Source organism: Mycobacterium neumannii, from assembly GCF_048452905.1.
Classification (GTDB): domain Bacteria; phylum Actinomycetota; class Actinomycetes; order Mycobacteriales; family Mycobacteriaceae; genus Mycobacterium; species Mycobacterium neumannii_B.
Genome location: NZ_JBCGVF010000003.1, coordinates 1,742,639 through 1,764,563, shown reverse-complemented (window position 1 = coordinate 1,764,563; position 21,925 = coordinate 1,742,639). Strand labels below are relative to the sequence as shown.

21 protein-coding genes are annotated in these 21,925 nt (G+C 65.1%); 7 read left to right on the top strand and 14 right to left on the bottom strand.

From position 1 onward, the window contains the following. Nucleotides 1-37 precede the first annotated feature (37 nt). The 8 genes from AAHH99_RS15030 to AAHH99_RS14995 are packed head-to-tail and all read right to left on the bottom strand — an operon-like array spanning nucleotide 38 to nucleotide 6,754. Complete coding sequence (locus AAHH99_RS15030) at nucleotides 38-640, bottom strand: TetR/AcrR family transcriptional regulator (protein ID WP_094287279.1); 603 nt, start codon at nucleotides 638-640, stop codon at nucleotides 38-40. A gap of 29 nt (nucleotides 641-669) precedes the next feature. Next, nucleotides 670-1,839: a lipid-transfer protein gene (locus AAHH99_RS15025; RefSeq protein ID WP_094287177.1), complete on the bottom strand. Its 1,170-nt coding sequence runs from the start codon at nucleotides 1,837-1,839 to the stop codon at nucleotides 670-672. Continuing rightward, nucleotides 1,836-2,285 carry a MaoC family dehydratase gene (locus tag AAHH99_RS15020; RefSeq protein WP_094287179.1) on the bottom strand — a complete coding sequence of 150 codons (450 nt, stop codon included), beginning with the start codon at nucleotides 2,283-2,285 and terminating at the stop codon, nucleotides 1,836-1,838. The genes AAHH99_RS15025 and AAHH99_RS15020 overlap by 4 nt, the downstream gene beginning before the upstream one ends. After that, the gene (locus AAHH99_RS15015; RefSeq protein ID WP_418769309.1) at nucleotides 2,282-3,394 is read right to left on the bottom strand and encodes an acyl-CoA dehydrogenase family protein; all 1,113 of its coding nucleotides are present in this window, start codon (nucleotides 3,392-3,394) and stop codon (nucleotides 2,282-2,284) included. Before AAHH99_RS15015 ends, AAHH99_RS15020 begins: the two co-directional genes overlap by 4 nt. Before the next feature lie 17 nt (nucleotides 3,395-3,411). After that, nucleotides 3,412-3,825, bottom strand: a complete 414-nt coding sequence (locus tag AAHH99_RS15010) for a Zn-ribbon domain-containing OB-fold protein (RefSeq protein WP_418769308.1) — start codon at nucleotides 3,823-3,825, stop codon at nucleotides 3,412-3,414. A 3-nt stretch (nucleotides 3,826-3,828) separates the two neighbouring features. Beyond that, nucleotides 3,829-4,386 (bottom strand): FAS1-like dehydratase domain-containing protein, encoded by a 558-nt coding sequence (locus tag AAHH99_RS15005; protein ID WP_418769307.1) that lies wholly within the window; start codon nucleotides 4,384-4,386, stop codon nucleotides 3,829-3,831. A gap of 14 nt (nucleotides 4,387-4,400) precedes the next feature. Further along, nucleotides 4,401-5,582, bottom strand: a complete 1,182-nt coding sequence (locus AAHH99_RS15000) for an acyl-CoA dehydrogenase family protein (RefSeq protein ID WP_418769306.1) — start codon at nucleotides 5,580-5,582, stop codon at nucleotides 4,401-4,403. Next, complete coding sequence (locus tag AAHH99_RS14995; protein ID WP_418769642.1) at nucleotides 5,582-6,754, bottom strand: cytochrome P450; 1,173 nt, start codon at nucleotides 6,752-6,754, stop codon at nucleotides 5,582-5,584. Before AAHH99_RS14995 ends, AAHH99_RS15000 begins: the two co-directional genes overlap by 1 nt. Before the next feature lie 278 nt (nucleotides 6,755-7,032). Here AAHH99_RS14995 and AAHH99_RS14990 point away from each other — a divergent pair, with 278 nt between their 5' ends. Together AAHH99_RS14990 and AAHH99_RS14985 are read left to right on the top strand one after the other, a co-directional pair. Beyond that, the gene (locus tag AAHH99_RS14990; protein ID WP_418769305.1) at nucleotides 7,033-8,490 is read left to right on the top strand and encodes an aldehyde dehydrogenase family protein; all 1,458 of its coding nucleotides are present in this window, start codon (nucleotides 7,033-7,035) and stop codon (nucleotides 8,488-8,490) included. Next, nucleotides 8,487-10,874, top strand: coding sequence for a CaiB/BaiF CoA transferase family protein (locus AAHH99_RS14985; RefSeq protein ID WP_418769304.1), 2,388 nt, complete (start codon nucleotides 8,487-8,489; stop codon nucleotides 10,872-10,874). The genes AAHH99_RS14990 and AAHH99_RS14985 overlap by 4 nt, the downstream gene beginning before the upstream one ends. 148 nt (nucleotides 10,875-11,022) lie before the next feature. On the opposite strand, the gene AAHH99_RS14980 is transcribed toward AAHH99_RS14985, so the two are convergent. The 3 genes from AAHH99_RS14980 to AAHH99_RS14970 all read right to left on the bottom strand — a co-directional run bounded on the left by AAHH99_RS14980 (nucleotide 11,023) and on the right by AAHH99_RS14970 (nucleotide 13,411). Continuing rightward, nucleotides 11,023-11,496 (bottom strand): MaoC family dehydratase, encoded by a 474-nt coding sequence (locus tag AAHH99_RS14980; protein ID WP_418769303.1) that lies wholly within the window; start codon nucleotides 11,494-11,496, stop codon nucleotides 11,023-11,025. Beyond that, a complete protein-coding gene (locus AAHH99_RS14975; RefSeq protein ID WP_418769302.1) occupies nucleotides 11,493-12,689 on the bottom strand; it encodes an amidohydrolase family protein in 1,197 nt (398 codons plus the stop codon). Before AAHH99_RS14975 ends, AAHH99_RS14980 begins: the two co-directional genes overlap by 4 nt. 89 nt (nucleotides 12,690-12,778) lie before the next feature. Continuing rightward, nucleotides 12,779-13,411: a cysteine hydrolase gene (locus tag AAHH99_RS14970; protein WP_418769301.1), complete on the bottom strand. Its 633-nt coding sequence runs from the start codon at nucleotides 13,409-13,411 to the stop codon at nucleotides 12,779-12,781. 50 nt (nucleotides 13,412-13,461) lie between these two features. Between AAHH99_RS14970 and AAHH99_RS14965 the strand changes: the two genes are divergently transcribed. After that, a complete protein-coding gene (locus AAHH99_RS14965) occupies nucleotides 13,462-13,899 on the top strand; it encodes a nuclear transport factor 2 family protein (protein WP_418769300.1) in 438 nt (145 codons plus the stop codon). Here AAHH99_RS14965 and AAHH99_RS14960 read toward each other — a convergent pair. After that, nucleotides 13,889-14,785 (bottom strand): TIGR03619 family F420-dependent LLM class oxidoreductase, encoded by an 897-nt coding sequence (locus tag AAHH99_RS14960; RefSeq protein WP_418769299.1) that lies wholly within the window; start codon nucleotides 14,783-14,785, stop codon nucleotides 13,889-13,891. The two genes, AAHH99_RS14965 and AAHH99_RS14960, sit on opposite strands and share 11 nt — an antisense overlap. Before the next feature lie 14 nt (nucleotides 14,786-14,799). Continuing rightward, nucleotides 14,800-15,918: an acyl-CoA dehydrogenase family protein gene (locus AAHH99_RS14955; RefSeq protein WP_418769298.1), complete on the bottom strand. Its 1,119-nt coding sequence runs from the start codon at nucleotides 15,916-15,918 to the stop codon at nucleotides 14,800-14,802. Between the two features lie 203 nt (nucleotides 15,919-16,121). Between AAHH99_RS14955 and AAHH99_RS14950 the strand changes: the two genes are divergently transcribed. From AAHH99_RS14950 to AAHH99_RS14935, 4 genes are read left to right on the top strand one after another with little or no spacing between them, the layout of a single operon-like run. Beyond that, entirely contained in the window at nucleotides 16,122-17,315 is a 1,194-nt protein-coding gene (locus tag AAHH99_RS14950) for an amidohydrolase family protein (protein WP_418769297.1), read from the top strand. A gap of 6 nt (nucleotides 17,316-17,321) precedes the next feature. Continuing rightward, complete coding sequence (locus tag AAHH99_RS14945; RefSeq protein WP_418769296.1) at nucleotides 17,322-18,308, top strand: acyl-CoA dehydrogenase family protein; 987 nt, start codon at nucleotides 17,322-17,324, stop codon at nucleotides 18,306-18,308. Continuing rightward, a complete protein-coding gene (locus tag AAHH99_RS14940; protein ID WP_418769295.1) occupies nucleotides 18,305-19,504 on the top strand; it encodes an acyl-CoA dehydrogenase family protein in 1,200 nt (399 codons plus the stop codon). Before AAHH99_RS14945 ends, AAHH99_RS14940 begins: the two co-directional genes overlap by 4 nt. Beyond that, nucleotides 19,504-21,039: a class I adenylate-forming enzyme family protein gene (locus AAHH99_RS14935; protein WP_418769294.1), complete on the top strand. Its 1,536-nt coding sequence runs from the start codon at nucleotides 19,504-19,506 to the stop codon at nucleotides 21,037-21,039. The genes AAHH99_RS14940 and AAHH99_RS14935 overlap by 1 nt, the downstream gene beginning before the upstream one ends. On the opposite strand, the gene AAHH99_RS14930 is transcribed toward AAHH99_RS14935, so the two are convergent. Further along, nucleotides 21,002-21,889, bottom strand: coding sequence for an IclR family transcriptional regulator (locus AAHH99_RS14930; RefSeq protein WP_418769293.1), 888 nt, complete (start codon nucleotides 21,887-21,889; stop codon nucleotides 21,002-21,004). The genes AAHH99_RS14935 and AAHH99_RS14930 overlap by 38 nt on opposite strands. Nucleotides 21,890-21,925: the final 36 nt, after the last annotated feature.

The window sequence follows — 21,925 nt, the reverse complement described above, 5'->3', positions numbered from 1 at the left end:
AGATCGCATCTGTTTGGCTTGTCATGAGCAAATCCTGCTAGCGCCGGCGTCGACCGCTGTCGACAAATCCGTTCACGGCGTATGCGCGCACGAATTCGGCCACGGCATCATCGCTGCGCATGTCGATCACCGCTGACGGAGTCGTGAACAGTGAGAACAACATTCGGGCGAACCACTCACATGCAGATGGCACATCAAGGTCCGAACGAACCTCGCCGGTCAGCTTGGCTGCGGTCACATAAGGGGTCAGAAAATCGGCGCATTCCTTCAGGAGTGTGGCGGCGTTCTTGGTCATCATGAGGCTAACTTCCGCGGCGTCGAAGTACACCTCGGGTTCGACCACCCGACGCGCCTGGGCGACGAAGACTGCGGCGCGCACCAACCGCCCCTCCAGCGTGCTGCCCCCGTGCCGGTCGATGGCCTTGGCCATATTGCGGTAGAACCGTTGCGACGCCGCCTCGGCGCACGCTTCGACGATCGTCTCCTTGTCCCGGAAGTACTCGTAGAAGGTGCTGCGCGACACGTCGGCGGTGCGGGCGATGTCGACGATGGTCGTCTTGGCCAACCCGCGCGTGCGGAAGCAGGAGAAGGCGGCCGAGATGATGACATCCCGGGTGTCGACCTCCACCGATTGGGTCACGTCCGACGCCACCGCACGACATTAACCGCTCAGCGGTCCGGTGCCAGAATGAGGCCGCTGGTCGGTACACCGGTGCCCGAGGTCACCAACACATGTTCGACATCGTCGACCTGATTGTAGGAGGTGCCGCGGACCTGACGGACGCCCTCGGTGATGCCGTTCATCCCGTGGATATAAGCCTCGCCCAGCAGGCCGCCGTTGGTGTTGATGGGCATCCTGCCGCCCAGCGAAAGCTCGTCGACGGACACGAAGTCCTTGGCTTCACCGCGTCCGCAGAACCCGAGCTCCTCGAGCTGCGTGAACACGAACGGGGTGAAGTGGTCGTAGAGGAACGCGGTCGAGATGTCGTCGGGCTTCAATCCGGAGTTGCGCCAGAGCTTGTCGCCGACCACGCCCATCTCAGGGAGGCCGGTGATGTCGTCACGGTAGTAACTCGTCATCACCTCGCCGTCGTATGCGGCGCCCTGGGCCGCGGCCGTGATCACGGCTGGCGGCTTGGCGAGATCGCGTGCCCGCTCGACACTGGTCACGACCATCGCCACCCCGCCATCGCTCTCCTGACAGCAGTCGAGCAGACGCAACACCGGCTCGATGATCCAGCGCGACTCCTGGTGCTGGCCGAGGGTGATCGGTTTCTCGTAGAACCAGGCGTCGGGGTTCTTGGCCGCATGCTTTCGGTCGATGACGGAGATCTTGCCGAAGTCGGCGTTGGTGACGTCATACGTCGTCATGTACCGATGCGCGTGTAGGGCTACCCAGGCCGCCGGCGTCATGAATCCGAACGGGGCATACGGTGCCATCCACAGCGGGGTGACGCCAGGTTGGCGTCCGGCGCCGCCGAACCGAAACCCGGAGCGCTCGTTGAAAGCCCGGTAACAGACCACGACCTCGGCCGCACCCGTCGCGACCGCCATCGCGGCCTGCATCACGGTGCCCGCCGCGGCGCCCCCTCCGTGCGGTACGCGGGTGAAGAAGGTGAGGTTCTCGATTCCGACGTTGCGGGCGACCTCGATCTCTTCGTTCTCGTCGACGGTGAAGGTCACCATGCCGTCGATGTCCTTGGAGCTCAGGCCGGCATCCTCGACGGCCGCCTTGACCGCTTCGCAGGCCAGTTGCATTTCGGTCCGGCCGGATTCCTTGGAGAACTCGGTCTGGCCGATGCCGACGAGCGCAGCCCGGCCGCCGATGCCGTCTGTCACGAGACACCCTCGAGGAGGCTCAGCACCGCCGTGCCCTTGACGTGATCGCCCAGGCTATTGGTGCCCTTGAAGGTGACCTCGATAAGCCCCTCGCCGTCCGCCGAGGACTTATCGGTGACGCTGCCCTCGAACCGCAGCGGGTCGTTCGGATAGGCGGGCACGCCGAGCCGGATGGACAGCTTCTTGACCATGGCTTCGGGCCCTGCCCAGTCATGCAAGAACTTCACACACAGCCCGTTGGTCGTCAGGATGTTGAGGAAGATGTCTTTGGAACCTTGGGAATTGGCGAAGTCACGGTCGTGGTGCACCGGCATGTAGTCGCGCGATGCGATGGCGCCGGCGACGATCAGCGTGGTTGTGACGGGAACGTCCAGCGGCGTCACCTGGTCGCCGACGGTGACGTCGTTCCACGCGAGCGTGGTGGTGCGATTCAGGGTAGAGGTCATCGGTTTGGTCCTTCCGCGTATGCGTTGCCGAGCCGGGCCAGCTGCTGTGACGCCGATCCGAGCGCGAGTTCAATCTGCTTGGCCCACAGGAAATAGCGGGACAGGGGGTAGGTGACGTCGATCCCCATGCCGCCGTGTACCTGCTGAGCGGACGCGGCGACCCGTGCGCCTGCCTCGGCGGCCCAGAACTTGGCGATGGCCGCTTCGCGCTCGGCGGGCCTGCCTTCGGCGATCAGCCAGGCCGCGTGCCACGCGGTCCAGCGGATCGCTTCGGTGTCGATGAACGCGTCGGCCAGACGTTGTTGTACGGCCTGGAACGACCCGATCGGGCGACCGAACTGCTCACGCTCGCTGGTGTAGGACGCGGCCAGCTTCAGCGCACGGTCGGCGACCCCGACCTGCATCGCGCACAGACCCACCAGCGCCCTGCTGTACAACGCGCGGACGATGTCGGCATCGGCATTTTCAGTCAGCCGCGACCCGATGGCATCGGTCAACTCGATGTCGGCGCACGGCTCGCCGTTGGTCGTGGAAACAGGAACCACATCCAAGCCGCTGCCGTCGGTCTCGATGACGAACAAGCCGGGTCCGTCGTCCGCCGTGGCCGATACGACCATGGCAGAAGCGATCTGCGCCGCGGGCACCAACTCTTTGACGCCGGTGAGCCGCCAGCCCTGCCCGTCAGTTCGTGCGGTGGTTCGCGGTGCGGCCGGATCCGAGCTGCCCGGTTCGGCCAGCGCCGCGGTCAACAGGCTGCTGCCGTCGACTACCCCGGACAGCCACCGCCGTTGAAGTTCCGAATCGCCGTGCCGGGCAATCGTATCGGCGCCCAGCACGAGCGTCGCGTACACCGGGACCGGCGCAACGCTGTACCCGACCTCGCTGAGCAGCACACCCAACTCGAGGAAACCACCGCCGGTACCGCCGACGGATTCGGGCAGCGCGATTCCGAGCAGGTCGGCCGACGCCAACTCTGCCCACAGTGCAGCGTCGTACCGCACCTCGCCCGCTTCGAGCTCGGTCAAATGCTCTGGTGTGGCGCGGTGCTCGAAGAGCTGTCGGGCGACCTTGGCGACGGTCTCCTGCTCCTCGGTAAAGGTGAAATCCATGTGTGGCTTCCTCTAGTTCAGCGCGCCGGCCGAAATTGGTGCAGGACCAGCTCTTCGCCGCTTGGCAGTGCCTCGAAGGTCTCGTAGAAGACCTCGACGGGCATTCCGACCTCGATCGCCTCTGGCTCTATGTCGCACAGGTTCGACACGATGCGAACGCCTTCGTCGAGTTCGATCAGCGCGACGACGTAGGGATACTCGAGGAAGGGCAGCGGCGGGTACTTCGGCATCACGAAGCTGTAGACCGTGCCCTGTCCGCTGGAAACGACGTAATCCCAGTTGAGTGACAGGCAGCTACCGCACATCGGTCGCGGCGGAACGCGGAAGGTCTTGCAGTCGGTACAGCGCTGGATGCGGAGCTCCTGCTCCTTGAGCCCTGACCAGAAGAACTCCGTGTCCGGACTGATGCTGGGAGCGAGTCGACTGGCCATCGATCACTCGCCGCCCGTCTTGAACCGCAGGGTGCGAAACCATTGGCGGCCGACGACTTCGCCGTTCTGATCGCGGTATGTGGTCACCCATGTGACGAAGAACCCGTTGCCCATGGCCGTCTTCTTCTCATCGGAGATCGAGTCGAAGACCGTCTCGGAGGTGATCTCATCGCCGACTCGCGGATAGCGCTCGATCTCGAATTCGGAGTTCGTCGCGATGATGCCGGTGTAGCCGGCGTCGGCGAGGAACTGCAGGGGATTCTCGCCCTTCATCTCGATCGGCACTCCGCCGCGTTCGTGGATGCCCGCCAGCTTCGGTGGTGGCATCGTCCAGGTCTGCAACATCACCGGCGGTGACACGATGTCGCCGTAGCGGGAGTTCTTCGCGAACGCGGGGTCCAGGTAGGCCGGGTTCATGTCGCCCAGCGCGTACGCCCAGTGCCGGATCATCGCGGCGTTCACCGGATCCGGCGCGCGTACCGGCTTGCCGACACCGTCGGTGGGCTTTCCGATGAGCGCGTCGAGGCGCTCGCGCAGTTCGTCTTTCGCTGTGTCGGTCACTGGAGATTCCTTTCTCAGGACGCTCGCATATCGCGGGGTGCGCGTGGCATTCCGAGACCCGCCATGGCGATGATGTCTCGTTGCAGTTCGTTTGCGCCGCCACCGAAGGTGTTGATGACGGCGAGGCGGTAAGCGCTTTCCAGTTCACCCTTCAGAGGCGCGTCGGAGCCCTTCCGGGTGCCGGCCTGCCCGACGACGTCGAGAAGCTCTCGGGCCACCTGCTGAGTGAGTTCAGTTCCGAAAACCTTTGCCGCAGAGGCTTCTCCCATACCGAGTGCTCCGGAGCTCATGTTGCTGTTGACCCGCAGGTTCAGCAATCGGTAGGCCGCGACCTGCGCTTCGACACGCGCGAGGGCCTGTTGAACCCACGGCTGGTCGATGACGCGTCCGTCGTCGAGTGGCGTGGTCCTGGCCCATTCCACCGTTTTGGCGAACAACGGTTCCAGCGCGCCGAGGTTGCCGAGCGCAGCGCGCTCCAGGTTCAGCTGGTTGGTCACCAGCTTCCAGCCCTGATTCTCGCCGAACACGATCGCGCTCTCGGGTACCCGCACATCGTCGTAGAACGTGTAGTAGGTCGACACACCCGGCATGGTCTGCAGGGGTTTCCACGAGAACCCCGGAGAGTCGGTGGGCACGATGAACACGGTGATGCCCTTGTGTTTCTTGGCTTCTGGATCCGTTCGCGCCGCCAGCCAGATGTAGTCGGCGAACTCCGCTCCACTGGTGAACATCTTCGAGCCGTTGATGACGAACTCATTGCCGTCACGCACCGCGGTCGTTCGCAACGAGGCGAGATCGCTTCCCGCCCCCGGCTCGGAGTAGCCGATCGCGAAGTCAACGGTGCCCTTGAGTATCGCGGGAAGGAACTTCTGCTTCTGTTCCTCGGTGCCGTATTGAATGAGGGTGGGGCCGACGGTGTTGAGCGTGATCATCGGCAACGGCGCATGTACGCGGCGCGCCTCTTCGCTGAAGATGTACTGCTCCAGCGCGGTCAGCCCGCGTCCGCCATACTCCACGGGCCAAGCGACACCGAGCAGACCGGCCTCGCCGAGCGCGCGCCTGCACTCGGTCATCGCCGCGCCGCCCTCCATCAGGCCGGAGACCGCCGCACGCCGCTCGGGGGTCATCACCGCCTCGAGGCGCTCCCGGAACTCAGCGCGAAGTCGTTCCTGTTCGGGGGTATAGTCGAAATCCATCACACGCTCGCTTTCAGGCGCACCGGCATGCGTTTGACGCCCGGCACCATCGTCGCGCGCAGGCGGGTCACGTCCCCGGTGAGCTCGATGCTCGGATAGGTACCGAAGAGCACCTCGAACATAATCCTGGCTTCGAGCCTTGCCAGTTGAGCGCCGAGACACGCATGCTCACCGGCGCCGAAGGCGATGTGCGGGTTCGGGTTCCGGGTGATGTCGAACTCCTCGCTCGTGGGTCCGAAAACCTCCTCATCTCGGTTGGCCGCGCCGTACAGCATCACCACCGTGTCGCCGGCCCGGATCTTCTGTCCTCGGATTTCGACGTCTGCGGTGGCTCTGCGCGCCATGTGGGTCACCGGACTGGTGAAGCGCAGCATCTCCTCGACCGCGCATGTCAGCAGTGTCGGATCCGAACGAAGCAGTGCGAACTGATCGGGATGATTCAGCAGCATCGCCGTACCGAGCGCAATCAGGTTGCGGGTGGTCTCGTTGCCTGCCACCAGGAGAAGGAATGAGAAGTTGAGCAGATCGGCATCGGTGAGGCGTTCCCCGTCGACTTCGGCCGCGGACAGGATGCTCAACAGATCGTCCTGTCCGGTTACCTCGCCTGAGCGCCGGGCCTCGATCAGTTTGGTGAAGTATTCGTACAGCTCACCGAGCGCCACCAGGTGGTCCAGCTCGATGTCGGGGTCGGCGGTGCCGACGGCGGCATCGGACCAGGTGCGGAACTTCTCCCAGTCTTCCGGTGCGGCGCCAAGCATTTCGGCGATCATCCGGGTGGGTAGGGGTGCCGCAATCTCTTCGGCGAACTCGTACTCGCGGGAGGGGTCGATGCCGTTCACTATGCCGTCGACGATGCTGCGGATCGTGGGCTCCAGCAACGACACTTGGCGCCGGGTGAACCCCGCGTTGATGAGCTTGCGCAGCTGCCGGTGTCGCGGCGGATCGGTGAAGATCAGGTTGCCCTCTTGGACGGGCTCGGGCTGGCTGGGATCCGGAATCGTGATGCCGCGCGTAGACGAGAACAACATCGGATGGCCGGAGACGAAGCGCACGTCTTCGTATTTGGTCAGCGCCCAGAAGTTCGTGACGTCGTTCCACACCACCGGAGTCGTCTCGCGCAATTCCCGGTAGGCCGGGTACGGGTCGCCGGCGTAGAAGTCCGGAGAGTGCAGAGGGTGAGCGGAGGTGGGTCGGGGCGTCGATTCCGTGGGCACGCAGGCTCTCCTCAACACATCGGGCATCGGACAAATCAAATACAAATGTCCGGTCAAACTTTGTCTACAGCACATGAGATCACCGTGTCAATGCACATCGCCGCAGGATAACCACCCCGGACGTTGACTGGTCGGGCCCCGCCGGTGTACACACAAGGCGTAGATGTCGGGTATTTCGATACCCCGGGTAACGACTCGACGGCCCCCAGCCGTAAGCAGGAAGGTCCAGTGATCTGATGGCCGCATCCACTCTCGTCGACGACTATGACCTCTACATCAACGGCAGTTGGGTGAAACCGGAAAGCGGCCGATATGCAGTCGTCGATCCGGCCACGGAGGCTGTCATCGCGACGGCGCCCGATGCCGGGGTGGCGCAGGTCGAGCAGGCGATCGCCGCCGCGCGAACCGCATTCGACACCGGGCCGTGGGCGACGGCGACACCGCACGAGCGGTCCCGGTGCCTGCAGCAATTGAGTGATGCGCTGCTCGCCCATGGCGACGAGATCTACGCGCTCGCGCGGGCGGAGTGGGGTTGCACGGCAAACGAACGCCTGATCCACGTTGACGGCCCCGCATTCATGGCGGGGCATTCCGCGGAACTCGCGCTCGAGCCGGCCGAGGCGCCGATGGACGCATGGGGGGCGGCGGGTACCACGCTGTTGCGGTACGAACCTCTCGGCGTGGTGGCGATCATGACGCCGTGGAACTTTCCGCACACCCTCAACGTGATGAAAGTGGGTGCGGCGCTGGCCGCGGGCAACACTGTCGTGTTGAAACCGTCACCGCTGACGCCGCTCGCCGGCTTGGCCCTGGCGCGGATCATCGACGACGAGACCGATATCCCGCCCGGCGTCGTCAACGTCGTCACTCCCACCGGCATCGATGCGAGCAAGGCGCTGACCCTGGACCCGCGGGTGGACATGGTGAGCTTCACCGGCAGCTCCGCGGTCGGCCGCGACGTGATGGCGGGCGCGGCGAGGACGATGAAACGGATCCTGCTCGAATGCGGCGGCAAGTCGGCTTCGGTTCTGCTCGACGATGTCGAGGTCACCGACGAGCTCCTGGAACGGCTGTTGTTCGAAGGGTGCACGCTCCATGCGGGGCAGGCGTGCATCCTCAACAGCCGGCTCGTGGTCCCCGCCGCACTGCACGACGACGTCGTCACCCGGCTCGCCGATCTGGCGCGTGCGGTGACGGTCGGCAATCCCGCCGACGACGGGGTGGACATGGGGCCACTGATCAGCAGGGGGCATCTCGAGCGCGTGGAGGGTTTCGTCCGACGGGCGGAGTCCGATGGCGCGAAGGTGGTGGCGGGCGGCGGGCGGGCCGAAAACCACTCGGAGGGTTTTTATTTCGGGCCAACAATTCTCACCGACACCAGCCCCGATTCGTACATTGCGCAGGAGGAGGTGTTCGGGCCGGTGCTGACCGTTCTGCGCTATGACGGTGACGACGAGGCGGTGGCCGTGGCGAACAACTCGGCGTACGGGCTCGGCGGTGCGGTGTGGGGCACCGATATCGAACGCGCCGTCGGCATCGCACGGCGCATCAGGACGGGCCAGGTCTCGATCAACGGCACGATCCCCGGCGACGCTCCGTTCGGCGGTTTCAAACAGAGCGGCATCGGTCGTGAGGGCGGGGTCATGGGATTGCGTGCATATATGGAGCCCAAGGCGATCGGGGTTCCGGCGTGAGCGACGCCCTGGCCGGACTGCGGGTCGTCGAATTTGGCAGCGACATCGCGGCACCGTACTGCACCAAGCTCCTGACCGACCTCGGTGCCGACGTGTGCAAGATCGAGCCGCCGACGGGTGATCCGCTGCGCGCCTGGGGGCCGTTTCGTGAGGGTTCGCAGGAGCGCGGCGGGTTGTTTGAGTACCTCAACGCCGGAAAGCACGGTTTGACACTGGATTTCAGTACAGCCGATGGTATCGAACAAACCCACGAGCTGATCGCCAAGGCCGACCTCCTGGTCGAGGATCTGGCCGCTGGGTCAGCCGAGCGTTTCGACTTGGGGCTAGATCGCGATTCGTTGCAACGGATCAACCCCGGCCTCGCCGTCGTGAGGATCTCGGACTATGGGCAGGACGGTCCCCGGCGTGACCGGCCGTCGACATCACTGACCCTGCAAGCGGCGTCGGGGTGGGTGAATGTCAGGGAGTTTGGGCGACCGCCCGTGCAGGCCGGAGCGCGCATACCCGAATACATTGCGGGAGGCTACGCGGCACTCGCGGCGCTGACCGCTCTACGCATCGCGGACGCCGGACCGGGTCGGCTCGTGGAAGCCGACGTTTCGGCGTTCGAGTCGTTGTTGTGCACGCTGCCCTATCCGATGCTGATGGCCGAGCGGCTGAAAAGCATGGGTCTGCCGACCAACTCGAAGGCAGCACCGATGTTGGGCATCGTCCGCGCGGCTGACGGCTGGATCGGCATCAACTGTCTGACTGGACAGCACTGGCTGGACGTCTGCGCGATGATGGGGCTTTCCGAATTCGGCGAACACCAGCTCGCGATCATGTTGGGCGGGCCCGAGCGCGATGAGTTTTTCGCGAAGGCGCAGCCCTGGCTGGACTCGATCTCGGTTGGCGATCTCGTCGAGCTGAGTCAGGCCATGCGGATTCCGGCCGCCCCCATCAACGACGGCTCGTCGATCCAGGACTGCCCGCAGTACCGTGACCGCGGCTTCTTCGTCGATGGCGGACCCGAGGACGCGCGGTTTCGACGGCCAGGGGCGCCGTTTCGGTTGTCGAGGACGCCAGTGGGTGCTTCGCGGCCCGCGCCGCCTCTCGGCGCGGAGGACACCGTGCAGTGGGAGACCCGCGGGGAACGCGACACGGCGAATGTCGGCAACGCGACAAGCCCGTTCGCCGGATTGAAAGTCTTTGACCTCAGCACGTTCTGGGCCGGTGCGTATCTCACCTGCTATCTCGGCGCGTTCGGCGCCGACGTCGTCAAGGTCGAGTCGATCCAGCGGCCCGATGGGCATCGGTACTCGGGCTCGCTGCTGCGCAACAGCGACGACTGGTACGAGATCGGGCCGCTGTGGCAGGGCACGAACCTCAACAAGCGCGACATCACCCTCGACCTCGGGACCGACGCCGGCCGGGAGTTGGCATTGCGCCTTGCGGCCGATGCCGACGTGGTGATCGAGAACTTTTCGCCGCGGGTGGTTGAACAGTTCGGGTTGGACTACAACTCCCTGGTCCAGACGAACCCGGGTGTGGTCATGGTGCGCATGCCCGGGTTCGGCCTACAGGGCCCGTGGCGGGACTACGTCGGCTGGGCTCTGAACATCGAACAGCTCGCAGGGATGTCCGCGGTGACCGGCTACCCCGATGGTCCGCCATGCAACCTGCAGGGACCGGCCGATCCGATCGCCGGTGTGCACGCCACGGTGGCGTTGCTCGCTGCGCTCGAACACCGACGCCGCACCGGTGAGGGCCAGCTGATCGAAGTCGCGCAAATCGAGGTTGGCGCCGCCGTCACGGCCGAACCCGTTATCGAGTATTCCTTGACAGGACGTGTGCGCGAACGCGAGGGCAACCGGCACCGGCGTGACGCACAAGGCGTTTATTCTTCTGCGGGAGAGGATGATTGGGTCGCACTTACGGTGCGTGACGACGCCGACTGGGCCGCCGTGACCGACGTGATCGGCCGCCCCGAATTGCGCGAGGATCCAAGATTCGCGTCGGCGGAGGCACGGTTGCGCCACCACGACGAGTTCGACGAGGTGATCGCCGAGTGCGCGGGCACGCGGCAGGCCGACGATTTCGCCGAAGCGTTGCTTCAACGCGGCGTGCCGGCGCAACGGCTGATGACCGCCGACCGGATGTACGATATCGACCAGCTCGACGCGCGCGGGTTCTATGAAGACCTGGACCATCGGATCGCCGGTCGGCAGCGGTACCCCGGATGGCCTTTTCGGATCACGCCGGGGCCGTCGCGCAACCACCGCACCCCGTCACCGACTCTCGGACAACACAACGACGAGGTACTCGGCGAACTGGGCCTTACCGGCGAGGAGATCTCGGCCCTGCGCCATCGGCGCGTCATCGGCGAACGGATTCTGAACGCCTGACTTTCCTGCGCGAGCAACTGCCTGGAGAGCTGGCGCTTCTGCGGTGAGGGATGAAAATTCTGCCGGTTGTGCGGTTTCATACGCGACGCGCCGGGCCAGCCGTATGAAACCGCACAATCGCGGCTGCCCAGGTGCGCGCAGTGACGACCTAGTCGACCATCGCGGCGATGGTGTCGACGACGCAGGCCGGCCGTTCGGAGCCCTCGACCTCGACGGTGACCCGCACCGTGGCCCTGGCGCCGTTGCTGGTGCGGTCCACCTTTATCAGCTCGGCGCCTCCGCGGATGCGGGAGTCGACAGGAACGGGCGCCGGGAACCGAAGTTTGTCCACGCCGTAATTCACCTGCATCGACAAGCCGGTCACCATGTAGATCTGTTGGACGAGGACGGGCACCAATGACAGTGTGAGATAGCCGTGCGCAATCGTCTTGCCGTAGGGCCCTTTCGCCGCCTTCTCGGGATCCACGTGGATCCACTGGTGGTCCCCCGTCGCCTCGGCGAACAGGTCGATCTCTTTCTGGGTGACCTGGCGCCATTCGCTGTACCCCAGATGCTCGCCCACGTGCTCTTCGAAGGCGGCGATCCCGTCGTACTCCGTCGGCGAAGCGGTTGTCTGCGTCATGCCGGGACCGTTTGGAGGCCCAATTGCTCGATGGCGTTGCCGCCCATGATCTTTGCCTTGGCGGACTCGGAGATGCCGTCGAGGCGGTCGACGAAACTCAGCGGGTCGCCGATGCCCTCGGGGTGGGGAAAGTCCGAGCCGAACATCACGTGGTCCTCACCCATGATCTCGATGATTCCCTTGATGTCGTCCTCGAGGAACGGGTGGATGTAGACGTTGCGTTTGAACACCTCGACAGGATGCTCATCGAACTCCTTGGGCATCGTCCGGTAGGCCTTGTCCAACAGGCGCAGAAGGTTTCGCACCCAGCCGCTGCCGTTCTCTACCACGAGTACCTTCAGGTCGGGGAAGCGCGAGAGCGCACCGTGGCAGATCAGGGCGGCCAGGGTGTCTTCCATCGCCCGGAAGCCCATCACCACCTCGCGCAGCGCGCTGGGCTTGAACGACAGGTACTCGTCGCCGCCCTCCCATTCCATGAGGTGCTTCTGGTAGCCGCTGTCTGCGGCGTGGAATGTCACGGGAATGCCGGCGTCGACGACCTCCTGCCAGAACGGGTCGAACTCCGGCAGGCCCATCGATCGCGAACCCCCGAACCGGTTCGGCACCGGGGCAGGCCGCACGAGGAACGTCTTCATGCCGCGCTCGAGACACCAGCGGAACTCCTTGATGGCCTCGTCGACCAGCGGCAGACAGATCACCGGCGTGGCGAAGATCCGGTCGCGGAAATTAAACGTCCAGTGTTCGTGCATCCACTCGTTGAGGGCGTGGATGATCGCATGGGTCAGGACGACGTCGTCGGTGGTGCGTTCCTCGATGAGGCTCGCCAGCGTGGGGTACATGACGCACTGGTCGATGCCGAGTTCGTCCATCAGCTCCAGCCGGGGTGCGGGCGCCTGGAAGGCTGGGATGACATCCATTGGCTCCCCGATGAATTCGCGGAAGTTCAGCCCCTCGGGATTGTTGCCGAGGAAGTAGTCCTCGGCACTGCCTGGCCTGGCCACCCGCTCGAACGTCGGGTTCGGGATCATGTGACTGATGTGGTCCTTGACGACCAACTTGGGCCGCCCGTTTACCTCGACGTAGCCGACCTTGCCGCGGTGCTCCTTCGGCAGGTACTTGGTGAGCGCGTCGGTGGTCTCGTACATGTGGTTGTCGATGTCGAAGACCGGGTACGGCAGGGACCGGGTAGGCATGTGGCCGACCTCCTAAGAGCAGCGGATATGAGCATTTACGGCTGGTGAGAACGACGTTATCACCATGCGTTCGCGACATCCATATCGGCTCAGGTGCCGATCTCCTTCCAGGCTTGAACGACGGCATCCGTCGTCGTCACCGTCGCGAGCAGCGCCAGCGTGTTGTCGATGACCGACTCCGCGTACTCGCGTGGATATCCACTCACCGCATCGCGGGGGAGCACGAACTGGTAGCTGCGGTTGACCGCATCCATGACGAAATTCGGGATGGCGATGTTGACCGAGACGCCGACGCCCACAATAGTTTTGATGTTCAAGTTTCGGAGAACTGAGTCGAGGTCCGTGCCGGTCATGGGCCCGACACCATGCAGGCGAGTGAGGACGATGTCGCTGGGTGCCTGACCCAGTTCGGGCAGCACGGAGGCGCCCGGGCTTCCGGGCGTCAGGTCTGCGGAGAAAGACTTACCCGCCATGAACAGCCTGGCGTTGGTGTTGGAACCGCGGTTGTCGGGGCGCTTCTGAATCAGGCAATGCACCACTGTCGCCCCGGCCGCGCGGGCTGCATCGAGCAGTCTCGCAATGTTCGGGATCGCCTCGCGGCGTGCCTCTTCTGCGAGCATCGGTAGACCGGCTTGCGGGCCGATCACTCCGCCCTGGCACTCCTGGGTGACCAGCGCGGTCGTGGCGGGATTGAGGAGGTCTTGCAGGCGTGGTTGCGGCATGAGAACACACGTTATCGTGCAGCGGCAACTGTGTTTACATCGGAGGAGAAATGGACACCTGGGAGCTCGAGGTTCGAGAGTCGGTTCGGCAGACGCTATCCGACTACACCGCGGCCACGGATCGGTTCGATCTCCGTGCGCTGGCGCAGTGCTTCGAGCCCTACGGCGTCCTCGAGTTCAGCGGTGGTGACGAGCCGCTGAAGGGCCGAGAGGCGATAGAAGCGGGTCTCGGCGCCGCCATCGCCGGGGAGCCGAATACCGCGCGCCCAGCGGTGTCTCACGTCCGCCACCATCTATCGAGTATCCGGTTCGGGCAGGTGGCGCGCGATCGCGTCGAAGTGAGCAGCTATTTCGCGGTGCACACAGACATCGGACTCGACCATTGGGGCCGGTACCGAGACGTCCTGGTTCCCCGCGACGCCCGATGGCTGTTCGCGCACAGGCGCATCAGTGTCGACGGGTTCGCAACGGGAAGCCTTATGCGATGAACTCCTTGGCGAACGCCCGCGCGTGATCGATCACCTCGGCGCGATCGGCACCCTGCGGGGCGATGGTCAACCATGTCACACCCATGGCTTCGAGCTTCGCGATGGTGGCGTGCCGTTCGTCGGAGGACTTGCTGTCGTCGAGCAGGTTGCCCGCAGAGAAGCAGATGTCCAGCGGCTCGGTTCGACCGACTTCAGCAGCGTATTTCTTCGCCCACACGATCGCGGCTTCCAGGTCCTCGATGGAGGAGATCTCCGCGGTTCGTGACGCCGCCGCGTAGCCGAAGGTGTTGAACGGCGCCCAACCCTGGGCGCGAGACACCGCGCGACGCACGGCGGGCTTGCTGTTCCCGCCCACCCAGACGGGCGGGGCCGCAGGCACCGGTCGCAGGCGGACACCGCGCGCGACGAACGATGTCCCTTCGTAGGCGACGTCATCGCCGGTCATCACGCGGCTTAGGACGTCGAGTGCCTCGTCCAGCAGCGCACCTCGGGCGTCGAAATCGATTCCGAGCGCTCTGAACTCCGGTTTCAGATAGCCGGCGGCCGTGCCGAGGATGAGGCGGCCCCCGGACAGGACGGCGAGGCTCTGAATCGACTTCGCACCCAGGAACGGGTTGCGGTAGGCGGCGATGTAGACATTGGTCAGCAGTTTCACGTCGGTGGTGGCCGCTGCGGCGAACGAAAGCGCGACGAACGGATCAAGGGCGTGGTGGCCGCCGTGGTCGAGCCACTTGGCATCGGGTGCCGGGTGGTCGGTGACGTGTACAGCGGCGAATCCGCTGGACTCGGCGGCGCGCGCTATCTCGGCGATCGCTTCGGCATTGACGAATTCCGATGCCTCCTCCACCCGCTGAGTGGGGATTTCGAGCGAATATGAAACGGTCACGGTTGTCCTTCCGGCTAGTGGCTTGATGATGTGACGAGGTCTGCCAGGCGTTGTGCGTGGTAGTCGGCGGTGCCGAAGATCAGTTGGCTGGCCTTCGCGCGACGGACGTAGAGGTGTGCGTCGTGCTCCCAGGTGAATCCGATGCCGCCGTGGATCCGCATGTTGTCCAGCGACACCTGCAAAAACGCTTCCGAACAGGCCATCTTGGCCACCGAAGCCGCTACCGCTTGCTCCTCACCCTCGGGCAGTCCGGCGGCGTGCCGCACGGCCGATCGCGCCCCTTCGACCAGCACGAGCATGTCTGCGCACCGATGTTTGACGGCCTGGAAGCTGCCGATGGCACGGCCGAATTGGATGCGTTCTTTCGCGTAGCCGACGGCCATATCGAGGCAGCGCTGCGCCGCTCCGAGTTGTTCTGAGGCGAGGGCGATGACGGCGACCCGGTATGCGCTCTCGAGGGCGGCCGCGACGGCGCCGTCGGTGCCGATGAGCCGCGCGGCGACGCCGTCGAAGCTCAGTTTGGCGATCTTGCGTGTCCGGTCGAGCGTCGCCAACGGTTCGCGGCCCAGCCCGTCGGCGTCCCCGTCCACCGCGAACAGCGAGATGCCTGCGGATGTATTTGCCGCAACGAGAACGGTATTCGCCGTGTAACCGTCGAGGACCCGTTCGGCGACTCCGTCGATCCGGCTGTGACCGCCGTCAGTGCGTGCCGTCAGCGTGACGGCGTTCGGCTCCCACGGGTCGAGGGTTCCGTTCAGAACGACGGTGGCGGTCCTCGATCCGTCGACAAGTTCGGGTAGATACTCCCGCGTTGCGGCCGCGTTACCGCTGGCGAGAAGCGTCGGGATCGCGAGCGCGACGGTGGAGAAGAACGGGGCGCACAGCAGGGCCGCGCCCATCTCCTCGAAGACGACCGCGAGTTCGGGCAGGCCCGCGCCCGCCCCCCCGAACTCCTCGGGCACGGCGATCGCGGCCAGGCCGAGGTCGGCGGTCAATTCGCGCCAGACCCGCTCGTCATAGCCGGGCTGAGAATCCATCGCGGCTCGAACGGCGCTGCTCGGCGACCTGGCGGTGAGGAAATCGCGGACTGCTTCGCGCAGGTCGCGGTGATCGACCGCCTCAGCGGTGGACATAGATACCTCCCGCTGCGGCGACGGCGAATACCGTTGCTGCAGTCATCTTTTCCTTCCGCACTGATGCGGTGAACCTCTCTTGGGGCGAATGGTCCAACGGAGACGACATCGGATCGAGACAACCCCGGATAGGCATTCTCAATCGAGGATAGTATCTTTTCCTGAAAGAGAGAATAATCATTCTCGCAAGAAGGGGCGGCGCGGTGACCACCATTGATTACGGCATTTTCGACTGCGACACGCACTGCTATGAGACGCGCGATGCTTTCACCAGGTACCTTCCCGCGGAGTTCAAGGACCGTGCCATCACGACCGTGCGGGGGGCCGACGGCGTTGAGGTGATTCTCGCCGGTCACCGCGTCGCGACGTTCAACAGCGAGGGCGGCCTCGGTCTGGACGTGGCGTACCGCCCCGGTTCGCTGAAGGAGATGCTCCGCCAGATGGGGTCGGGCAACCCCGAGGAGTCCTACGAGCCGCAGCCCATGCAGCCGGAGTACGTCGAACGTTCGGCGCGGCTCGCGGTGATGGCCAAGCAGAACGTCGAACGGATGGTGATCTACCCGAGCGGAATGGCACTGGCCGCCGAACACTACGTCGACGACACAGCGGCGCTGTACGCGAACCTGCGGTCGTTCAACCGCTGGATCGACGACGAATGGGGCTTCGACTTCGAGGGCCGCATCTATGCGACCGCGCTGTTGTCGCTGCGCGACCTCGACTCAGCGATCGCCGAGACCGAGGCGATCATCGCTGAAGGTGCGAAGTTCGTGATGCTGCCGACCGGGCCCGCCTACGGGCGGTCGCCGGGCGATCCGTATTTCGACCCGGTCTACGCGCGACTGCAGGAAGCCGGCTGCGTGCTCGTGTACCACATCATGCCGTTCTGGTACTTCAACGCGATCTCGCCTGCCTGGGGGCATAATCCCGACCCGGCGTCCTGGCACATGTCGGCGTGGCAGTGGATGAACATCTACGGTCAGCGCCCGATCGAGGACACGCTCTCAGCGTTGATCTTCGACAATCTGTTCGGCCGCTTCCCGAAACTCAACGTGTTGGTCGCCGAGCACGGCGCCGAGTGGGTGCCGTTCTTTCTCAAGCACATGGACAAGAGTCGCGGTATGGGCCGCAACGGCCCATGGATCGGAGGCAAGCTGACCGAGCGGCCGTCGAACATCTTCCGACAGCACGTTCGCGTCGTGCCGTACCCCGAGGACGACATCCCAGGCATCGTCACTAGCCTGGGTTACGACGACGTGCTGGTGATGGGTTCGGATTTCCCGCACGCCGAGGGGCTGGCCGAACCGGCGGACTTCCTCAAACTCCTCGACCCGCTCGACGACGCGGCGAAGCGACGCATCATGCGCGACAACGCCGAGCAGCTGCTGCTGCGGAGCTGACCACCGGTGAGCACTGAGGGAGATGCCGCCCTCGACGATGCAGTCGACATCCAACTGGTACGAGGCGCGGCGCGAGACTTCCTGGCCGGGTGCGGAACCCACGACTCCCTCAAAGACCTCGCGGCGATGGACTGGACAGGGCTGCTGGTCGACGAGGATCTCGGCGGCAGCGGGTGGCGCCCGGTGGAGACGACGGTCATCGCCGAGGAACTCGGACGGGCGGGAAACTCGAGCCATTGGCTCGGCAGCGTCACCGCTGCTGCGGCCTTGAGCTCGGCGCCGCCCGAGGCACGTGACCGGTGGTTGCCCGCCATGCTCGACGGGACCGGTGCGGCGGCCTGCGCCCTCGCCGCTGACGTCACGCGAGTGTCGGGCGCCGAGTCGGCGGACATCATTGTCACATTCGGCGGCAACGGAATTCAGCTGTTCGAGGCGGCCAACACCCTGGCGCGGGAGGCCGACGAAGAGCTGCTGGACGTCAATCGGCCGGTGTGGCGTGTCGACCTATCCAAAGCGCAGAGCGTGCCCATCGGCGGATCCGAACGCGCGGAGGAGCTACTCGCACTGGCCAGGGTCCTGCTGAGCGCGGATTCGCTCGGCGCACTGTCGGCCACCTTCGAGCGGCTGGTCACCTATCTCAAGGACCGAATCGCCTTCGGTGCACCGATCGCGAGTTTTCAAGCGGTACAACACCGTTTGGCGGAGCTGTTGGTGTTCGAGGCCAAGGCCCGTGCGGTCCTCACCAAGGCGGCCCGCGTGCTGTCCGCCGATACCACCACGAGCGATGCGGTCACACTGTCCGTCGCGGCGCATTCCTTCATCGCGGCGAACGCCACAGCGGCGGTCGACGAGTGCATGCAACTTTCGGGTGGCATCGGATTCACCTGGGAATACCCGCTGCACCATGAATTGCGCCGGGTTTTCACCAACGCGTGTCTACTCGGCACCGCGCGGTCCAGTCGCGCTTTGTTCGCCGATAGGGCCGGCTGGTGAGCGCCCCGCAGACTCGGCCCACAGAGGCCGAATTCGCCGAGTTCCGCGACCGCGTCAGGGCACACATCGCTGAGCATGCACCACGGTTCGAGGCCCGAGAGGGGCACCGGGCACCGGAGACGGCCGAGCAGGAAGCCCTGCTGCGCACATGGTTCGCCTCGCTGTTCGACGCTGGATTCGTTGGTGCGGACTGGCCCGTCGAATACGGCGGCCGTCCCGATCACCACCCACTGCACGATCGGATCGTCTCCGAGGAGATCCTGCGTGCCCGCGCGCCGCGCCCTGTCGATCAGGTCAACCTGGCGGCCCACGTGCTGCTGCATTTCGGTTCCGATGAGCAGAAATCCACACTGCTGCCGCGGATCCGGAGCAGCGAGCATGTATGGTGCCAGCTGCTCAGCGAGCCCGATGCGGGCAGCGATATCGCCGCCGTGCGCTGTAGGGGCACCCAACGGCCCGACGGGTCATGGGTCATCGACGGACAGAAGACGTGGATCACCGACGGGCACTGGGCCGACATGGGCCTGGCCCTGATCCGGACCGACCCGTCGTCGTCGCGTCATCACGGACTGTCCGCGTTCATCGTGCCGTTGACCTCACCGGGCATCGAGATCCGCCCGATCCGCACGATCAACGAGGCGATCGAGGTCAACGAGGTCTTCTTCGATGATGTGACGATCCCTCCCGACACCCTGATCGGCGAGCCCGGCCAGGGCTGGTCGATCATCATGGCGGGCCTGGACTTCGAACGGTTCGGCATCGGCGGCAATGTCATCCTGCTGGAACTTCTGATCGACGATCTGGTCACGGTGGCCCGTCACGGTCGCATCGACGACATGCCGGCACTGCAACACGCCGACATCCGGCACCAGGTCGCGGAGTTGGCCGTCGAGGTCGAGGTGGCGAAAGCGTTCATCGACGACCATGTCGAACGCCTGGTGGCCGGCGCCGAGCAGACGGGCGACGGTTCGATCGCCAAGCTCAGCTTCGCCGAGACGTACCACCGGGTTTCGGCGTACGGCGCGCAGCTGTCGACGATGGTCTGCACCGTCGCCGCCGATCCGGATGTGGCGCTTGCCAAACAGCGTCTGAAAGAATGCTGGCTGTGGTCCCGTGCATACACCGTGTCCGGTGGCAGCTCTGAGATGATGCGCAACATCCTGGCCAAACGACGCCTCCTGCTGCCGACTCGCTGATGGCGCAGACCTATTGGGGTTTGATCCAAGCGGCGGCCCAGAACCATCCCGACCGCGTCGTACTCGTCGACGACTACGGTCGCAGCCTGACGAACGGCCAGTTGCACGACGCGGCGGAGCGCACCGCCGCCGCACTGTTCGAACGTGGGGTCACCAAAGGCACCGTGGTGACGTGGCAGTTGCCGACCACCCTGGAGACGATGGTGGTGATGGTGTCCCTGACCCGTCTCGGCGCGGTCCAGAACCCTGTGTTGCCGATCTGGCGCGAGAGCGAAGTCCGTTTCGTTACTACGCAGCTCGGTGCCGAGGTCTTCATCGTTCCCGGCGTGTGGCGCGGATTCGATCATGTCGCACTCGCCGACGAGCTGACACGGGAACGGCCGATGACGGTCGTGGTAGTCGACCACAGCGCGCCGATCGCCGGGGAATTCCGGCTGCCGTCGGGTGATCCGGCGCTTCTTCCGGCGCCGCCGACGGACGCCGAGGATGCGCGGTGGGTGTACTACTCGTCGGGCACGACCGCGACGCCGAAGGGTATCCGGCATTGCGACCGCTCGGTGATCGCCGGGTCCGCCGGGGTGGTGGACATGTTCGGTGCCTCGAACAACGACATCAACCCGATCGCGTTTCCGGTCTCGCACGTCGGCGGCGCCGCGATGCTGGCCGCCAGCCTGCTCACCGGTATGCGCCTGGTCCTGTTCGACACCTTCGATCCTGTCTCCACTCCGAAGGCGGTGGCCGCGCACCGGCCGACGATGCTCGGTTCTGCCACCCCGTTCTTCGTCGCCTACATGGCCGCACAGCGGGAACACGGAGCCGAACCGCTCTACCCCGCTCTGCGGGGGTGTGTCGGAGGCGGCGCGCCGATCACACCCGAGCTGGGACGCCAAGCGCGCGAGACGCTTTCGGTAGCGGGAATCGCTAATTCGTGGGGCTTGACCGAGTTTCCGGTGGTGACCTCGCCGCCGCCGGACGGCAAACCCGAGGTCCTCGACCACACCGTCGGACGGCCCGTGCCGGGGGTCTCCATACGCGTGGTCGACGAGAACGAGCGCGAGGTGGGTGTGGGCGAGGAAGGAGAACTGCGCCTCAAGGGGCCCCAGTGCTTCCTCGGCTACGTCGATGCGTCGCTGGACGCCGATGCCTTCGACGCCGACGGCTGGTTTCGCAGCGGTGACCGAGGCAGGATCGATGGCGACGGCAACGTCGCGATCACCGGGCGCATCAAGGACGCCATCATCCGCAACGCGGAGAACATCTCCGCGCTGGAGATCGAGGGCGTCTTGGCCAGCCACCCTGCTGTGGAGGACGTCGCGGTCATCGGAGTGCCCGATCCCCGCACCGGCGAACGGGTATGCGCGGTCGTGGTGGCAACCTCCCACGTCACGCTGTCCGATCTCGCGAAGCACTGTCAGGACTTGGGTTTGAGTAAACACAAGTCACCGGAGCGGCTCGAGGTCGTCGACGAACTACCACGCAATCTCACGGGCAAGGTTCTCAAGAACGAGTTGCGTGCGCGCTTTGCTCCTCGGTGACGCGTGCAATCTCGTGCAGTAGCGGCTCGGCAGCGGTGCGTGTTTCGTGGATGGTCATCCGACGTAGCGGGTGCACACCCAAGATCAGTCGCACTCGGGAGTTCGAGTCGAGCACGGGAGCCGAGATCGTTGCGACCGAATGCACGCCGCGGAGGCTTTCATCGGGCACCATCTTGGTGGCGATGAACTCGACTCGGAGCTGGTCGACGACCGACCGCAGATTGCCCGGCACGGAGTCATCCGACAGCGTGCCGATGGCGTGCACCGCCTCCGCGAGTGCCGGAGTCATCCAGTCGACGTCGTAACCCCGGTCGCGGGTATGCGTTAAGGCCGCGCGTAGGCGGTCGGCCAGAGACGCATCGCCCGCTGCGCCGCGTTGAATCCATGCCTCCTGCTCGGCCGCGGAATCGAAGGCAGCACAGGCAATGCCGAACGGCGGCGTGTAAGGGATCCGATCGTTCGGAAGCGCCGCCGGCGGCGAATTCGACGGATTCTCGAATGCCGTGATGACCAGTTCTTCCCCGATGCGCTCGACGACAGAGGCTGCCATGCCGGTCTTGTCGGCGAGGCGTCGGATGGCACTGCGGGCGACCGCGGCGGTCGGACGCTCGGCGTCCAGGCGGGACGCGATGAGGGCCATCGCCGGGCCGAGGCTGAACTCTTTGGAGACCGGATCGCGGGTTACCCACCCGCGATTCTGGAGGCTAGTGAGGATGGCGTGAGCGGTCCCCTGGGAAAGGTCGAGTCGTCGCACGACGTCGGAGAACCGCATTCCACGAGCGTCTGTGCGGCTGAGTATCTCGATGATGTCGAGCACCCGCTCGGTCGGAGCTGATCCGGCCCCCTGCACCCTTGACTCCTTTTCGGCCGAATCCTACGGTAATTC

Excerpts from the sequence above, each read along its gene's own strand:
- AAHH99_RS15020 (WP_094287179.1), bottom strand. The coding sequence starts at position 2,285 with ATGACCTCTACCCTGAATCGCACCACCACGCTCGCGTGGAACGACGTC.
- AAHH99_RS15015 (WP_418769309.1), bottom strand. The coding sequence starts at position 3,394 with ATGGATTTCACCTTTACCGAGGAGCAGGAGACCGTCGCCAAGGTCGCC.
- AAHH99_RS15010 (WP_418769308.1), bottom strand. The coding sequence starts at position 3,825 with ATGGCCAGTCGACTCGCTCCCAGCATCAGTCCGGACACGGAGTTCTTC.
- AAHH99_RS15000 (WP_418769306.1), bottom strand. The coding sequence starts at position 5,582 with ATGGATTTCGACTATACCCCCGAACAGGAACGACTTCGCGCTGAGTTC.
- AAHH99_RS14990 (WP_418769305.1), top strand. The coding sequence starts at position 7,033 with ATGGCCGCATCCACTCTCGTCGACGACTATGACCTCTACATCAACGGC.
- AAHH99_RS14980 (WP_418769303.1), bottom strand. The coding sequence starts at position 11,496 with ATGACGCAGACAACCGCTTCGCCGACGGAGTACGACGGGATCGCCGCC.
- AAHH99_RS14975 (WP_418769302.1), bottom strand. The coding sequence starts at position 12,689 with ATGCCTACCCGGTCCCTGCCGTACCCGGTCTTCGACATCGACAACCAC.
- AAHH99_RS14970 (WP_418769301.1), bottom strand. The coding sequence starts at position 13,411 with ATGCCGCAACCACGCCTGCAAGACCTCCTCAATCCCGCCACGACCGCG.
- AAHH99_RS14965 (WP_418769300.1), top strand. The coding sequence starts at position 13,462 with ATGGACACCTGGGAGCTCGAGGTTCGAGAGTCGGTTCGGCAGACGCTA.
- AAHH99_RS14955 (WP_418769298.1), bottom strand. The coding sequence starts at position 15,918 with ATGTCCACCGCTGAGGCGGTCGATCACCGCGACCTGCGCGAAGCAGTC.
- AAHH99_RS14935 (WP_418769294.1), top strand. The coding sequence starts at position 19,504 with ATGGCGCAGACCTATTGGGGTTTGATCCAAGCGGCGGCCCAGAACCAT.